This window comes from Burkholderia sp. 4M9327F10 (assembly GCF_005503145.1).
Lineage (GTDB): Bacteria > Pseudomonadota > Gammaproteobacteria > Burkholderiales > Burkholderiaceae > Paraburkholderia.
This window is the reverse complement of sequence record NZ_SCNV01000011.1, coordinates 109,065-124,019: the sequence shown is the minus strand read 5'-3', so window position 1 is coordinate 124,019 and position 14,955 is coordinate 109,065. Positions and strand designations below refer to the sequence as shown.

Annotated in this window: 14 protein-coding genes and 1 pseudogene; 12 read left to right on the top strand and 3 right to left on the bottom strand. The window is 63.1% G+C overall.

All coding sequences use genetic code 11. The features are described from left to right. Positions 1-18 precede the first annotated feature (18 nt). From FFS45_RS13605 to FFS45_RS13585, 5 genes and pseudogenes are all read left to right on the top strand, one after another. Positions 19-339: a sarcosine oxidase subunit delta gene (locus FFS45_RS13605; protein ID WP_137955165.1), complete on the top strand. Its 321-nt coding sequence runs from the start codon at positions 19-21 to the stop codon at positions 337-339. Further along, complete coding sequence (locus tag FFS45_RS13600) at positions 336-3,347, top strand: sarcosine oxidase subunit alpha family protein (RefSeq protein WP_137955164.1); 3,012 nt, start codon at positions 336-338, stop codon at positions 3,345-3,347. Before FFS45_RS13605 ends, FFS45_RS13600 begins: the two co-directional genes overlap by 4 nt. Continuing rightward, a complete protein-coding gene (locus tag FFS45_RS13595) occupies positions 3,337-3,987 on the top strand; it encodes a sarcosine oxidase subunit gamma (RefSeq protein ID WP_137955163.1) in 651 nt (216 codons plus the stop codon). The genes FFS45_RS13600 and FFS45_RS13595 overlap by 11 nt, the downstream gene beginning before the upstream one ends. Next, the gene (locus FFS45_RS13590) at positions 3,984-4,448 is read left to right on the top strand and encodes a dihydroneopterin aldolase (protein WP_171029648.1); all 465 of its coding nucleotides are present in this window, start codon (positions 3,984-3,986) and stop codon (positions 4,446-4,448) included. Before FFS45_RS13595 ends, FFS45_RS13590 begins: the two co-directional genes overlap by 4 nt. A gap of 47 nt (positions 4,449-4,495) precedes the next feature. Beyond that, positions 4,496-4,741 (top strand): annotated as a pseudogene (locus FFS45_RS13585) (hypothetical protein); the annotation flags it as partial. A gap of 46 nt (positions 4,742-4,787) precedes the next feature. Here the strand turns inward: FFS45_RS13585 and icmH are convergent. The 3 genes from icmH to tssJ form a co-directional block, all read right to left on the bottom strand. Further along, on the bottom strand, positions 4,788-5,567 hold the full coding sequence (icmH, locus tag FFS45_RS13580) for a type IVB secretion system protein IcmH/DotU (RefSeq protein WP_137955162.1): 780 nt from the start codon (positions 5,565-5,567) through the stop codon (positions 4,788-4,790). Next, on the bottom strand, positions 5,564-6,910 hold the full coding sequence (gene tssK, locus FFS45_RS13575) for a type VI secretion system baseplate subunit TssK (RefSeq protein WP_137955161.1): 1,347 nt from the start codon (positions 6,908-6,910) through the stop codon (positions 5,564-5,566). The genes icmH and tssK overlap by 4 nt, the downstream gene beginning before the upstream one ends. Positions 6,911-7,029: 119 nt before the next feature. Continuing rightward, positions 7,030-7,644, bottom strand: coding sequence for a type VI secretion system lipoprotein TssJ (tssJ, locus tag FFS45_RS13570; protein WP_137955160.1), 615 nt, complete (start codon positions 7,642-7,644; stop codon positions 7,030-7,032). A gap of 344 nt (positions 7,645-7,988) precedes the next feature. Here tssJ and FFS45_RS13565 point away from each other — a divergent pair, with 344 nt between their 5' ends. From FFS45_RS13565 to tssG, 7 genes are all read left to right on the top strand, one after another. Then, positions 7,989-8,690, top strand: coding sequence for a tetratricopeptide repeat protein (locus FFS45_RS13565; protein ID WP_137955159.1), 702 nt, complete (start codon positions 7,989-7,991; stop codon positions 8,688-8,690). Between the two features lie 36 nt (positions 8,691-8,726). Further along, positions 8,727-9,275: a type VI secretion system contractile sheath small subunit gene (tssB, locus tag FFS45_RS13560; protein WP_137955158.1), complete on the top strand. Its 549-nt coding sequence runs from the start codon at positions 8,727-8,729 to the stop codon at positions 9,273-9,275. A gap of 14 nt (positions 9,276-9,289) precedes the next feature. Next, a complete protein-coding gene (gene tssC / locus FFS45_RS13555) occupies positions 9,290-10,780 on the top strand; it encodes a type VI secretion system contractile sheath large subunit (protein ID WP_137955157.1) in 1,491 nt (496 codons plus the stop codon). A 72-nt stretch (positions 10,781-10,852) separates the two neighbouring features. Next, complete coding sequence (locus tag FFS45_RS13550) at positions 10,853-11,392, top strand: type VI secretion system tube protein Hcp (protein WP_137955156.1); 540 nt, start codon at positions 10,853-10,855, stop codon at positions 11,390-11,392. A gap of 71 nt (positions 11,393-11,463) precedes the next feature. After that, positions 11,464-11,943 carry a type VI secretion system baseplate subunit TssE gene (tssE, locus tag FFS45_RS13545; protein WP_137955155.1) on the top strand — a complete coding sequence of 160 codons (480 nt, stop codon included), beginning with the start codon at positions 11,464-11,466 and terminating at the stop codon, positions 11,941-11,943. Positions 11,944-12,008: 65 nt separating this feature from the next. Further along, a complete protein-coding gene (tssF, locus tag FFS45_RS13540; RefSeq protein WP_137955154.1) occupies positions 12,009-13,847 on the top strand; it encodes a type VI secretion system baseplate subunit TssF in 1,839 nt (612 codons plus the stop codon). Further along, on the top strand, positions 13,811-14,896 hold the full coding sequence (tssG, locus tag FFS45_RS13535; RefSeq protein WP_137955153.1) for a type VI secretion system baseplate subunit TssG: 1,086 nt from the start codon (positions 13,811-13,813) through the stop codon (positions 14,894-14,896). The genes tssF and tssG overlap by 37 nt, the downstream gene beginning before the upstream one ends. The last annotated feature ends 59 nt before the right edge of the window (positions 14,897-14,955 follow it).

Sequence of the window (14,955 nt, the reverse complement as noted above, 5' to 3'; positions counted from 1 at the left end):
ACTGCATTGGAGACCGACATGCTACTGATCGAATGCCCGTGGTGCGGGCCGCGCGCCGAATCTGAATTCTCGTGCGGCGGCGAAGCCGATATCGCCCGTCCGCTCGAAACCGAAAAACTGACCGACAAGGAATGGGGCGACTACCTGTTCATGCGCAAGAACCCGCGCGGCGTGCACCGCGAGCAATGGCTGCATACCCAGGGCTGCCGCCGCTGGTTCATGGCCACACGCGATACGGTGTCCTATCAGATTCTCGGCTATGAAACCTTTGGCGCTTCGACCTCAGGGTCCGCCAGCCACTCGACCACCCACGACGCTCACGAGGGCAACAAGCAATGAGCCAGAAAGACCGCCTCGGCGCCGGTGGGCGCATCAATCGCGCGATTCCGCTGACCTTCACGTTCAACGGCCGCACCTATCAGGGCTTCCAGGGCGACACGCTCGCCTCGGCGCTGCTCGCGAACGGCGTGCACTTTGTGGCGCGCAGTTTCAAGTATCACCGGCCGCGCGGCATCGTCACGGCGGGCGTCGAGGAACCGAATGCCGTAGTGCAGCTCGAACGCGGTGCGTATACCGTGCCGAATGCGCGGGCCACGGAAGTGGAGTTGTACCAGGGGCTGGTGGCGACGAGCGTGAATGCCGAGCCGAGTCTCGAACACGACCGCATGGCGATCAACCAGAAGTTTTCGCGCTTCCTGCCGGCCGGTTTCTACTACAAGACCTTCATGTGGCCGCGTAAATGGTGGCCGAAGTACGAAGACAAGATTCGCGAGGCGGCGGGTCTCGGCAAGTCGCCTGAAGTGCCTGATGCGGACCGTTACGACAAGTGCTTTGCCCATTGCGACGTGCTGGTGGTGGGCGGCGGCCCGACCGGGCTGGCGGCGGCCCATGCGGCGGGCCTCTCGGGTGCGCGTGTGCTGCTGGTCGACGATCAGCGCGAGCTTGGCGGCAGTCTGCTGTCGAGCCGTGCGGAAATTGATGGCCGTGCCGCCTCGCACTGGGTCGAAAAAATCGAGGCGGAACTGCGGCAGATGCCGGAGGTGACCATCTTGAGCCGCAGCACTGCGTTCGGCTATCAGGACCACAACCTCGTCACCGTGACGCAGCGTTTGACCGACCATCTGCCGGTGTCGATGCGCAAGGGTACGCGTGAGCTGCTGTGGAAAGTCCGCGCCAAGCGCGTGATTCTCGCCACCGGTGCACACGAGCGTCCGATCGTGTTCGGCAATAACGATCTGCCGGGTGTGATGCTGGCCTCGGCGGTGTCGACGTATATCCATCGCTACGGTGTGTTGCCGGGCCGCGAGGCCGTGGTGTTCACAAACAACGACGACGGCTATCAATGCGCGCTGGACCTGAAGACCTGCGGCGCCAAGGTGACGGTGGTCGATCCGCGTGCGCAAGGCAACGGTGCGTTGCCGGCCGCTGCGCGCCGCCACGGCGTGAAGATCCTGAACAACGCTGTCGTGACAGCCGCACACGGCAAACTGCGAGTAGCGTCAGTGGAAGTGGCCGCGTATGCGAACGGCAAGGTGGGCGGGAAGCAGCCTGATCTCGCGTGCGATCTGCTCGCCATGTCCGGCGGCTGGAGTCCGGTGCTGCACCTGTTTGCGCAATCGGGCGGCAAGGCGCACTGGAACGACGAGAAGGTGTGCTTCGTGCCGGGCAAGGCGGTGCAGCCGGAAGTCAGCGTCGGCTCGGCAGCCGGTGAATTCAGCCTGGCGCGTGGCCTGCGCTTTGCGGTGGATGCCGGTGTCGAGGCAGTGAAATCGCTCGGTTTTGAAGTGACGCGTCCGCAGGCGCCGCAGGTTGCGGAGATTGCCGAAGCGCCGTTGCAGCCGCTGTGGCTGGTCGGCAGCCGCGAGGCGGCGGCGCGTGGCCCGAAGCAGTTCGTGGACTTCCAGAACGACGTGTCCGCAGCCGATATTCTGCTGGCCGCACGCGAGGGCTTCGAGTCGGTCGAGCACGTCAAGCGCTATACGGCGATGGGCTTCGGCACGGATCAGGGCAAGCTCGGCAATATCAACGGCATGGCGATTCTCGCGGACGCACTCGGCAAGACGATTCCCGAAACCGGTACGACGACCTTCCGGCCCAACTACACGCCGGTGACATTCGGCGCGTTTGCCGGCCGCGAACTGGGCGATCTGCTCGATCCGATCCGCAAGACCTGCATTCACGAATGGCACGTCGAGAACGGCGCGGCATTCGAGGACGTGGGTAACTGGAAGCGTCCGTGGTACTACCCGAAGAAGGGCGAGGACCTGCACGCGGCGGTGGCGCGCGAGTGCCTCGCCGTGCGCAACAGCGTGGGCATTCTCGATGCGTCGACGCTCGGCAAGATCGACATTCAGGGTCCCGACGCGGCGCAACTGCTCAACTGGGTTTATACGAACCCGTGGAGCAAGCTCGAAGTCGGCAAATGCCGCTACGGCCTGATGCTCGACGAAAACGGCATGGTGTTCGACGACGGCGTCACCGTGCGCCTTGCCGAACAGCATTACATGATGACCACCACGACCGGCGGCGCGGCGCGCGTGCTGACGTGGCTCGAACGCTGGCTGCAGACCGAGTGGCCGAACCTGAAGGTGCGGCTCGCCTCGGTGACGGACCACTGGGCCACTTTCGCAGTGGTTGGACCGAAGAGCCGCAAGGTGCTGCAGAAGGTGTGCAGCGACATTGATTTCGCCAATGCGGCTTTCCCGTTCATGTCGTATCGCGAAGGCACGGTAGCCGGCGTTGGGGCGCGTGTGATGCGCATCAGTTTCTCGGGCGAACTGGCTTACGAAGTGAACGTGCCGGCCAATCTGGGGCGCGCCGTGTGGGAAGCGCTGATGGCCGCCGGCGCCGAATTCGACATCACGCCGTACGGCACCGAAACGATGCACGTGCTGCGCGCGGAGAAGGGCTACATCATCGTCGGCCAGGACACGGACGGTTCGATCACGCCGTATGACCTCGGCATGGGCGGGCTGGTGGCGAAGTCGAAAGACTGCCTCGGCAAGCGCTCGTTGACGCGTTCGGATACGGCGAAGGAAGGGCGCAAGCAGTTCGTCGGCTTGCTCACCGATGACGCTTCGTTCGTGCTGCCGGAAGGTGGCCAGATCGTCGCGAAGCCGCTCGTCAATCACCAGTTCGGCGATATTGCGCCGATGATCGGCCACGTCACCTCGAGCTATTACAGCCCGATCCTGAAGCGCTCGATTGCGCTTGCCGTCATCAAGGGTGGCCTCGACAAGATGGGCGAGAGCGTCACCATCCCGCTTGCGGATGGCAAGCAGATTGCCGCAAAGATTGCCAGCCCGGTTTTCTACGACACCGAAGGAGTGCGTCAACATGTGGAATGAAGCAAGAAGCAATGCGCCGGGCGCGCCTTCGGCACTCGTGCAGCGCGCGGCCGGCGAGGTGTGGCAGGAGTCGCCGCTGGCGGGCGTGGGCGATCTGCTGAAGGCACACCAGGCCGGTGCGTCGAAGAAGTTCAGCTTGAGCGAGCGGCCGTTTCGCGAGCTCGTCAATCTGCGCGGCGAGGCGAGCGATCCGGCCTTCGCCGGTGCGGTGGAAAGCGTGACCGGTTGCCTGCCGCCCGCCAAACCGAACACGGTGGCGCGCGGTAACGGCTACGACGTGCTGTGGCTCGGCCCGGACGAGTGGCTGGTGCGCTCGCATCAGCCACAGGGCGCGGCGCTCGAGGCGAAACTGAGGCAGGCGCTGGCGGGGCAGTTCGCCTCGGCGGTGGATATCGGCAGCGGCTATACGGTGCTCGAAGTGAGCGGCGAGAAAGTGCGCGAGGTGCTGGCGCGCGGCTGTCCGCTCGATCTTCATCCCCGCGTGTTCGCTCCGGGGCAATGTGCGCAGAGCCATTACTTCAAGGCTTCTATCGTGCTGGTTCCGCTCAGCGGCGACAGCTTCGAACTGGTCGTGCGCCGCAGCTTTGCCGACTACTTCTGCCGGATCATGCTCGACGCGGCCGAGCCGCTGCTATCGTGAAGCCCTATGAAGACGCGCTGGCGCCGTTTTCCGCACCGCCGCGCCACGGGCGCGGCTGGCGCGTGTTGATCGACGAGCTGGTGGTCGCGACGCGCATCGGCCTGCATGCGCACGAGTACGCCGCACCGCAACCGGTCGTGATCGATGCCAGCCTGATTTACCGCGGCGAGCCGTCGGAGGAGGGGGCGCACGCGATGATCGACTATGAGCGCTATTGCGAGCGCGTCAGCGCGTTTCTGGCGGACAAGCCGCATACGCGGCTGCTGGAGACCCTGGCCGTCGAACTGGCGGAACTGTCGTTTCGCGAGTGGCCCGCGCTCGACGCGCTTACGCTTGCGCTGCACAAGCCGAAAATCCGCGAAGGCACGCGCCGCATTGGCGTTGAACTGGATTGGACGCGAGCGGACTACGACGCCTTGCGCGCCCGCGTCAGCGTGCAGGCTGTCGTGGCGGCGCGCTAGCCGGGCCGCTCTGGCACAACGAGGAACGAGGAACGAGGCGAATACCCATGCCGCGCGCCCACACCGCTGAGCTTCTGAAGCGCGCCTATGAAGCGGGCGATAGCGCCGCTGCGCTCGCCTTGCTGGAGCAAAGCATGGCGCTCGGGCACCGGCGCATCGCCTTGCTGCGCTATCTGCAGGCGCGGCATTTACACGCCGCGCTCGATGCCCGTCACCACGAGTATGTGCGCGAAATAGCCGAGCGTATGAGCCCGCCGACGCTGGCGCGCCTCGTGAACGAGGCGCGCGTGCGAGCCGCCCGCGGCGCTCGTGGATCTCGCGACGCTTGTGAAGCCGAGGTTACGGCAGCGAGATCGTCAGATTGGCCGATTGCGGACCGAGCTTGATGATCTGCGAGTACGGCGCGAGCGTATGCAGTGTCGTGTCGCGCAGATAGTTGTTCAGGCCCAGGTAAGCCAACAACCCCACCAGCGCAAACACCGCGCCGATGCTCCACAGCGGCACCTCGCGCTTCAGGCGGTGCGCCACCTGGTCCGGCAGCGGCCAGTGCGGCGCGAACTGCGCGCGCTTGCCCTTCATATGCGCGATTTCGTCGCCGATCCGCGCCGTCAGATACGCGAGCTTCTCCGGCCCTTCCAGCAGGTACTTGCCCTGAAAGCCGAGCAGCAGGCACATATGAAACACCTCGAGCGATTGCAGGCGCGCCGCACCCTGTGCGCGGCATTCTTCGAGGTAGTGGAAGAACTTCTCGCCCGCGAGCTGCTCGCCGAACAGGATCAGTTGCAGCGGCCGGCGCTCCCACTCCGTGCGGATCTTGAACGTCGATGAGAGCACGCATTCGTCGACCGCCGCGCAAAACGCAAACTTCGACGCATACACGTCGTCGGCCGAGGCGTTGAGTTTTTTCGCGCCGCGCTCGAAATCCCCCAGAAACTGCTGGATGCGCTGGCTGAATTCCGCGGCGTCGCCCGGCTCGCGGCCGTTCTTCAGCAGGAACAGCATGAAGAAGCCGTCGTACAGCAGATCGAGCAGCGAGCGCACCTGGTAGGAGGGCTCGACCGTCGGGGCGGGCGTGGCGGCCGGCGTGGGGCCGCCAAAGAGGGAGGGCGCGTAGCTCATGATGTAACCGCGATCAGTTCGAGTTTGAGATCGTTGATTCCAGAGGGCGTGTAGATCATTGCCGACTGGGCCTGCAGCATGCGGTCATACAGCGCGCCGCGCGATTCAAAGGAGAAGTAGCAGGCGCCGGGGCGCACCGGAATGGCGGGCGGCACCTGCGGCGTATAGACCAGGCGCACACCGGGCATGGCCGAGAGCACCAGCTTGTCGACGTCGTCCGGCGCGCCCACCTTGAAGCGTGCCGGTACCGCTTCGACCAGCTCGACCGTGGGCATATCGGCCGACACCGCGATATAGAACATCGTCTTGTCGTCGATCTTGCCGGAATCGAGGCGGCCCACATGGAACGACGGCCGCACTTCGTCGAGGGCAATCGCGAAGTAACGCGTGGAGATCACCGTTTCCAGCAGATCGCGCAGGATCGTATCGAGGCGGGCGAAGCCAGGACCCGGATCGTCGTGACGATAGGGCGGCAGGTCGGCGAGCGCGTAGCCCTTCGAGAAGGTCATCAACTGGCCGGCGAGACGCAGCAGTTCCTGGAACAGCCGCTCCGGATGCAGCGCCGCATGCTGGTACAGGTGGGCGAGCGACGCAAACGCCGCGCTTGCGGTATGCAGCAGCCAGAACGAGGCGATATCGCCCGAGCGGAATTCGATGATGTTCTTGGTGGGCTCGCGGTGGAAGCCGTACAGCGCGTTCACCTTGGCCTGCAGCGCGTCGATCAGCTGGCGCAGGCGCTGATGCAGGATCGGCGAAGCCTCGATGGCGAGCGAGGGCGGCACGAAGCTGTCGTCGAACTCGAAGCCCGAGGTCGCAGTGCGGCGCACCCGCGCCAGCGGCACCGAGAGCAGCTGGTCGCGCGGCTCGCTATGGGCGATCAGCTTGACGCTGGTTTTCAGGAATGTGACGTCGGCTTCCGCCGCGTCCGTGAAATGATCGGCCACCGGCGCCTGTTCGCTGATGTAACGCGCGACGAAGCCTGCGTTGCTGTCGGGCGAGTAGTTGGCGCCGGTCTCGCGCAGCGGATGCAGCGCCAGATAAAAGGTAAATTCGTTGATGCCGTCGGGCAGCGTGTCGAGCGCGATGGGCGGCGGCAGATCGTCCGCCTGCGGGGCCGAATACAGCGCGCCGTCCGGAAACACCAGCGACAGTTCGCTCACGCGCAGCACATTGCTGCCGAGCGCATCGCGGTCGAAGCGCACCGAGCGCACGCCCCAGTTGTAGGGCTGGATAGCCTGAATCGATTCGAACAGGCGCGCCTCATGGTAGGCGTCCTGACGCTGAAAATGCTGCGGCCTCAAAAACAGGCCTTCCCCCCAGAGCACCTTTGCGGAATAACTCATCTCAAACCTGTTATATGCGTCAAGCGGGTTGCGTGCCCGGTGATAGCCAATTCGGGCTCGGCAATTGTTAAATCAACAAAAACGGTTAAATCGCCATTCAAACGCATCTTATGCCCGCCTTATCCGCAACTGACCGAGGACAGCATATTCAGCGATTGAACGGGCAATCCCTGTTCAGGCGGGATCACAGTGCCGTTCGTAACAGTCATTGCGCAGTTATGCAGGCCGACCATTATGCCGGATTTCTCGGACTTCGCCGGGTCGAAGGCGAATTTCCAACGCTGCATAGCCGGATCGCGGAATAGCGCGACGATACCGAATGCCTGCGCTTCACGCGAGACTTTCTCGGTGACCGTGTAGTGCTGGCCGGGAATCAATGTGACTTCGCGCACGCCGAGCAAATCGCCGCCCAAGGTGCTTTTCTCCTTGTCGGGGTCCGTGAAGGTGTCAAACGGCGCCTGCTGGAATGAGGTCGGGTCTTTCAGCACATACAGCCGCACGACCAGCGCCAGCGGTTTCTGGTCGGTCGCGGCGTTCAGGTTCTGCGCGGCATACAGCGTCAGCCCGATATTGCGCGGCGGCTTCTGGGCGTCCGGCACGTCGGGCTTGCTGATGCCGGTGGCCTGCAGGGCGGCGGAGGCAGCCGACCCCAGCACCGGCAGGGCCGCGGCGCAACCGGCGAGGGCCGTGCAGGCAGCCAGCAACGATGCATAGCGAATAAAATGCAAATTCATTTACCCCGATCGGTTCTTTGCCGATCGCCCCCCGGTCAAATCGCCATTAACTTAAACCGAATCGGCGCAGTGCCGTCAATCTATGCAAAATGCATTGATTGCTCGCGCTACACCGTCCGAATGCCCGGAAAATTTTTCCACCCCAAAGAACACCGGACATTTCGCCCGGAAACTATTTCTTATTTGTGTGCTTGCCTGATGCGCTCACCGTTTTTTCATGCAATGCTTTGTTACACGAAAGTTGAATTATCAAAAATTGCCCTGTACTATACCCGCGCACTTGAAGCAAAGCAAAACTCCGGTTTCTCCTTGAATTAAAAAACTCGCACGTCGGTGAAAAAGCGATGAAAGAGCGTCTCTTTGTAAAACTATCAGGGGTGGTGTTGGCATGTGGCGTGATGGCCGGATGCGCAACCCAGGGCAACAATGTCGCGACCACGCCGGAGGCTTTTAACAAGTCGCTGGCCGACGCCGATACGGTAGCCAAGTCGGGTGACCAGGATCGCGCCATCGCGCTTTATCAGGCGTTATCCAAAACCGACCCGACGCGCGAAGAGCCGTGGTCGCGCATTGCGCAGATCCAGTTCACGCAGGGCCACTACGGCCAGGCCATCGTCGCCGCGCAGGAAGCCTTGCAGCGCGATCAGACCGATCGCCAGGCGAAGAGCGTGCTGGCGGTTGCCGGCCTGCGGGTGGCTACGCAGTCGCTCGGCGAACTGCGTCAGGACGCCTCGCTCGCGGGCGATGCGAAGACCGACGCGCAAGCGCTCGCCAAAGAACTGCGCGACACGCTCGGCGAGGCAACCTTGTTCCCGCCTGACGACTCCGACAAGCCGGTGGTCAAGAAGAAGCGTTACGTGAAACGCGTGACGAAGAAGCCGGACGCAACGGATGTTGCCAGCAGCAGTCCCGCGGCTACCACGGCGGCTGCACCGGGCACGGCTGCGGCGCCCGCTGCGCCTGCTACACCGGCCACATCGGCTGCACCGCCTGCCAAGGCAGCACAAAGCGGTGGCGCGTCCGACCCGTTCAGCGCACTTCGCTAATTCACACGCAAGACCACCTGCTTCAGGGAGCCGACGATGGCGAAGAAAGAAAGTATTCAAAAACGTTTGCAAAAAGTACGGCCGCCGCGCGTTCAATTGACCTATGAGGTCGAACGTGGCGACGCGATCGAGATCAAGGAGCTGCCGTTTGTCGTCGGCGTGGTGGCCGACCTCGCGGGGCAATCGGAGGTGGAGCAGCCGAAGCTACGTGACCGCAAGTTCGTGAATATCGACCGCGACAATTTTGACGACGTGATGAAAGGCATCGAACCGCGCGCCGCCTTCCAGGTGGAAAATCGCCTGAGCGAAACAGGCGGCAAGTTTGCCGTGGATCTGCGCTTTCGTTCCATGGCCGACTTCAACCCGGACGAAGTGGTCTCGCAGATCGACCCGCTGCGCCGCCTGCTCGAGGCGCGCTCGAAACTGGCCGATCTGCGCAACAAGCTTGCCGGTAACGACAAGCTCGAAGACCTGCTGAGCGAAGTGCTGACCAATACCCAGCAACTGCAGGCCCTCGCGAAGAGCCAGGGTGAGGCGGCAGAACAGCACGGCAGCGCGCCGGATAAAGACCAGCAGGGCGAATAAGTACGGGGTGTGAGATGAACCAGCAAACGGCAGCAGCCCAACTCGCCAGCCCGCAAGGCGGCGCTGAGACCACGCTGCTCGACGAGATCGTCGAGAAGAGCAAGGTGGCGAAGTCCGACTCGGAGCACGCGCGCGCGAAAGACCTGATCGGCGAGCTCGTGCATCAGGTGCTCGACGGCACGGTGATCGTATCGGACAACCTCTCGGCGACTATCGACGCCCGCGTGGCCGAGCTCGACCGCCTGATCTCCGCGCAACTGAGCGCGGTGATGCATGCCCCGGAATTCCAGCGCCTCGAAGGCACGTGGCGCGGTCTCGACTACCTGTGCAAGGAAAGCAACACCGGCGCGACCGTCAAGATCAAGGCGCTGCATGCGCCCAAGCGCGATCTGGTGCGCGACTTCAAGAACGCGATTGAGTTCGACCAGAGCGCGCTCTTCAAGAAGGTCTACGAAGAAGAGTTCGGCACCTTCGGCGGCGCGCCGTTCGGCACGATCATCGGCGACTTCGAAGTGACGCGCCAGCCGGAAGACGTTTATTTCATCGAGCAGATGGCGCACGTCGCCGCGGCGGCGCACGCACCGTTCATCGCCTCGGCTTCGCCGGAACTGCTGGGCCTCGAGTCGTTTGCCGACCTAGGCAAGCCGCGCGATCTCGGCAAGGTGTTCGATACGGTCGAATACGCCAAGTGGAAGTCGTTCCGCGACTCCGAAGATTCGCGCTATGTCGGTTTGACGCTGCCGCGCTTCCTCGGCCGTCTGCCGTTCAATCCGAAGGACGGCGCGACGGCGGAAGGCTTTAACTTCGTCGAAGACGTGGACGGCACGGATCACAGCAAGTATCTGTGGTGCAACGCGGCGTGGGCCTTTGCGGCACGTCTGACCGCGGCGTTCGACGATTTCGGCTGGTGCGCGGCGATCCGCGGCGTGGAAGGCGGCGGCCTGGTCGAAGACCTGCCCACCCACACGTTCAAGACCGACGACGGTGAAGTGGCGCTGAAGTGCCCGACTGAAATCGCCATTACCGACCGCCGCGAAAAGGAATTGAGCGACCTCGGCTTCATTCCGCTGGTGCATTGCAAGAACTCGGACTACGCCGCGTTCTTCGCCGCCCAGTCGGTCCAGAAGCCGAAGAAGTACAGCACCGATAGCGCGAACGCGAACGCCGTGCTGTCAGCGCAGTTGCAGTACATCTTCTCGGTATCGCGCGTGGCGCATTACCTGAAGGCGATGATGCGCGACAAGATCGGCAGCTTTGCGTCGGCACAGAACGTCGAAGTGTTCCTGAACCGCTGGATCTCGCAGTACGTGCTGCTCGACGACAACGCCACTCAGGAACAGAAAGCGCAGTTTCCGCTGCGCGAGGCATCCATACAGGTTTCGGAGATTCCAGGCAAACCCGGTTCGTACCGTTCGGTCGCGTTTCTGCGCCCGCACTTCCAGCTGGACGAGCTGTCGATCTCTTTGCGACTTGTTGCTGATCTGCCGAAGCCGGCAAATTCATAAACGTAGCCAGTATGCCTGGGCTGGCCGTCCGGGCTGGCTGTAAAAACCACCTCTTTGGGGAGTCGATGAGTTATGAAGGACATCTATTTAAAATTCGGCAATCCGGCGATCAAGGGCGAGTCCGCCGATAAGGATCACCAGGGTTGGATCGAAATCGATTCGTGGAATCACTCGATCACGCAACCGCGTTCGGCAACGGCTTCGACGGCCGGCGGCCATACGGCGGAGCGCTGCGAGCACGGCGACATGATCTTCACGAAAGACATCGACGTGGTCAGCCCGCTGATTTATCAACACGCCTCGGGCGGCACGACGTTCGACGAAGTCACGGTCGACTTCATGCGTTCGGACGGCGAAGGCAACCGGATCAAGTATCTGGAAGTCAAGCTGAAGTACGTCATCATCTCGAGCGTTGCACCGAGCGTCGGCGCGGTTAGCTCGGGCAACGGCACGGCTGATGCCACGGGCATTTCCTTGCCGAACGAACAGTTCTCGCTGAAGTACGCTGCCGTGCAGTGGAAGTACACGCAGCAGAAGATCGGCGGCAACCAGGGCGGTAACGCGCAAGGCGCGTGGAGCCTGACGAAGAACGACAAGACGTACGCAGTCTGAGGTCCGGGCGCGGCGGCCGTACTTGACCCGCGGGCGCCGCGCCCCGTTTTGCAGCGCTTCTCTGGCACCTGATGAAACGATTCGAACCGAGCTTTCTCGACAAGCTGTTCGACGACGAACCGCATTTGCCGGCGTCCCCGGCGATGCGGCAATTGTCACTGGACGAACTGAAGGCGACCGTCGCGCGCGACGTCGAGGCAATCCTGAACACCCGGATCGCCTTGACCGAACACGAGCTGGCGGCGCTTCCCGAGTGTCAGCAATCGGTCTTGACGTACGGTCTGAACGACTTCGCGGGCCTGAGCCTGGCGAGCCACTACGACCGTACGTTCATCTGCAAATCGATTCAGCAGGCGATAGCACGGCATGAGCCGCGCTTAAAGCAGGTGGCGGTCACACTCGAATTGAACGAACAGTCGACCAATGCGCTGTATTTCGGCATTCAGGCGCTGCTGGTCGTGCATCCGGCAGAAGAACCGGTGAGTTTCGATGCGATGCTGCAGCCCTCGACGCTGCAGTATTCCGTAACGCGCGCACGCGCGAAGCTTTAACACCGCTTGCTGGCCACCGTTACGCGCAACGGCGGCGCGCAGGTATCAGGTCCGGGGATAGGTTGATGGAAGAACTGCTGCCGTATTACGAGCGCGAACTGGCATTTTTGCGGCGCTACTCGAACGATTTCGCGGACCGGTACCCGAAGATCGCTGCGCGCCTCGCGATGTCCGGCGAGCACTGCGAAGACCCGCACGTCGAACGGATGATCGAATCGTTCGCGCTGCTCGGCGCGCGCATCAACAAGAAACTCGACGACGATTACCCCGAATTCACCGAAGCACTGCTCGAAGTGCTTTATCCGCACTACCTGCGGCCGTTCCCGTCGTGTTCGATCGCCCAGTTGGGCACGTCCAGCGCCTTTAGTCATATGACCGAGCCGGCCACGATCGAACGTGGCACGGAGCTGAAGTCGCGCCCCATCCGCGGCGTGCAATGCCGCTTCCGCACGGCCTACGATGTCACGCTGGCGCCGATCCGCATTTCCGAGGCCAGGTACACCTCAGTGGCAATGGCGCCAAGCGCAACGGTGTTGCCGGCCAACGCCTCGGCGATGGTCTCGATCACCTTCGAATCGACCGCGCCGCAACTGGATCTGGGCGCCCTGAAGCTCAGCACGCTGCGTGCTCACCTGCATGGCGAGCAATCGTTTATCGCGGGCCTGACCGATTGCCTGTTCGTCAATGCGATGGCCACCTATGTCGAGGCCGACCGGCGCGGCGTATGGACCGCGCTGCGCGCGTCGCCGCTCGCACAGGCCGGCTTCGACGAAGAAGATTCGTTGATCGACTACCCGGCCAAATCGCACCCGGCGTACCGGCTGCTCACCGAATACTTCGCCTTTCCCGACAAATTCAATTTCGTCGATTTCGATCTGGCGGCGATGACGCGTGCGAGCGGCCGTTGCCAGCGCCTGACGCTGCATGTCGTGCTCAAGGACGTGCGCAACGATTCGCATGTCGCGCGCCTGCTGGATTCGTTGTCGGCGCAGCACTTCCGGCTGTTCTGCACGCCGGTGGTCAACCTGTTCCAGCAGCACGGCGAACCGATCCGCCTGAGTCATCAGGCCGTTTCGTATCCGGTGATCGCCGAAGGGCGCCGTGCCTTTGCTTACGAGGTGTACTCGATCGATTCGGTGAAGCTCGTCCGTCAGCAGGCGCACGAAGAAACGGTGATCGAATTCAGGCCGTTTTACTCGCTGCATCACGGCGAACGGCAGCGCGCCGGGCATTACTGGTTCGCGCGCCGCAACGATTGGGTGGCCCAGAAAAGCCCGGGCTACGAAACCGAAATCTCGATCGTCGATATCGACTTCGAACCGGCTGCGCCGCAAACCGACACGCTGAGCCTCGATCTGACCTGCACCAATCGCGACCTGCCGGCAGGGCTTGCCATGGGGATCGAAGGCGGCGACCTGTTTCTGGAAGGCGGCTCGCTGACCAGCAATATCTCCATGCTGCGCCGGCCCACGCCGAGCGTGCGCTTCGAGCGTGGCCGCGCGGTGCATTGGCGTCTGATCTCGCACCTGGCGCTCAATCACGTCTCGCTCGCGAGCAGCGGCCTCGCGGCGCTCAAGGAGATGATGGTGCTGTACGACGTGCGGCGCACGGCGGTGTCGGCGCGGCATATCGACGGGCTGGTCGGCATCGAGCAGCGCGCGGCCGTGCAATGGCTGCCGGGCAAACCGTTCGCTACCTTCGTGCGCGGCATGGAGATCCGCCTGACGATCGACGAGGACCATTTTGTGGGCACGAGTCTCGCGTCGTTCGTGCGTGTGATCGACACGTTTTTTGGGCTGTACGTGCACCTGAACAGCTTTGTGCAACTGGTCGTCGTGTCGAAGCGCACCGGCGAGGAGATCTTGCGATGCAAACCCCGCAGCGGCGAATCGATCCTGGCGTAGTCGAGCAACTGCTCGACGAGCCGCACCGCTTCGAGTTTTTTCAGGCGGTGCGGATTCTCGAGAAGTGGTTCGGCAAGGAGCATTCCACGCGCCCCGGGGAGATCGTGGCGCAGCGCATTGCGTTTCGCAACACGCTCTCGCTCGGTTTCCCGCCGAGCGAGTTACATGGCGCCCAGTCTTACGACGAACAGGGCGTGGCGCTCAAGGACAAGCCGCAACGGACTACAGCGGTGGAGGACGGCACGCTTGGGCGCGTCGATCTCACGCCGGCATTTTTCGGGCTGCTGGGCGGGCAGGGCGCGCTGCCGCTGCACTATACCGAGCAGATCATTGCCCGCGAGCAGTTGCGGCGCGACCGTGCGGCGCGCGAGTTTTTCGACGTGTTCTCCAACCGGGCAACCGCGCTGTTCTACGCGGCGTGGAAGAAGTACCGGCTGCCGTTTCACTACGAGCTGGACCGTGACGAGCGCTATCTGCCGTTGCTGCTGGCGCTCGCCGGCGTGGCCGATGACGACACCCGCGGCAGTCTGCAGGAAGGCGACGGCGCGCTGTTCGACGAGGCGATTGCCGGTTATGCGCTCGCGGCGCGGCATCGGCCGGTGTCGGCCGCTTACCTGCAACGCACGCTCTCGGAGTATTTCCAGGTGCCGGTGCGCGTCGACCAGTTTGTCGGCAAATGGTATGACGTGCCGCGCGATCAGTTGACGGTGCTCGGCAGCTACAACGCAACGCTCGGCGCCACGGCGCTCGCCGGCGAACGGGTCTGGCAGCGCGACATGCGCGCACGCCTCGTGATCGGCCCGCTGCGCAAGAAGGACTACGAGGCTTTCCTGCCCGGCGCCGAACGCGCTATTGCCTTGGAACGGATGTTGACGCTGCTTGCCGGAGTGACGCTCGAATACGAGGTCTCGCTGGTACTGCGCCGCGCCGAGGTGGGTTCGATCCAGCTTGGGCAAGGTGCGCGGCTCGGCTGGGATGCGTTTCTGTGCACGCACGACGCCGACCGCGACCGCGCCGATGCCCGTTACGAGCTGCACGTGATTCACTGAATATAACGACGTGTCGCGAGAGATCGCGAAACAGCGTGAAGCAACACGAGACGTCAAGA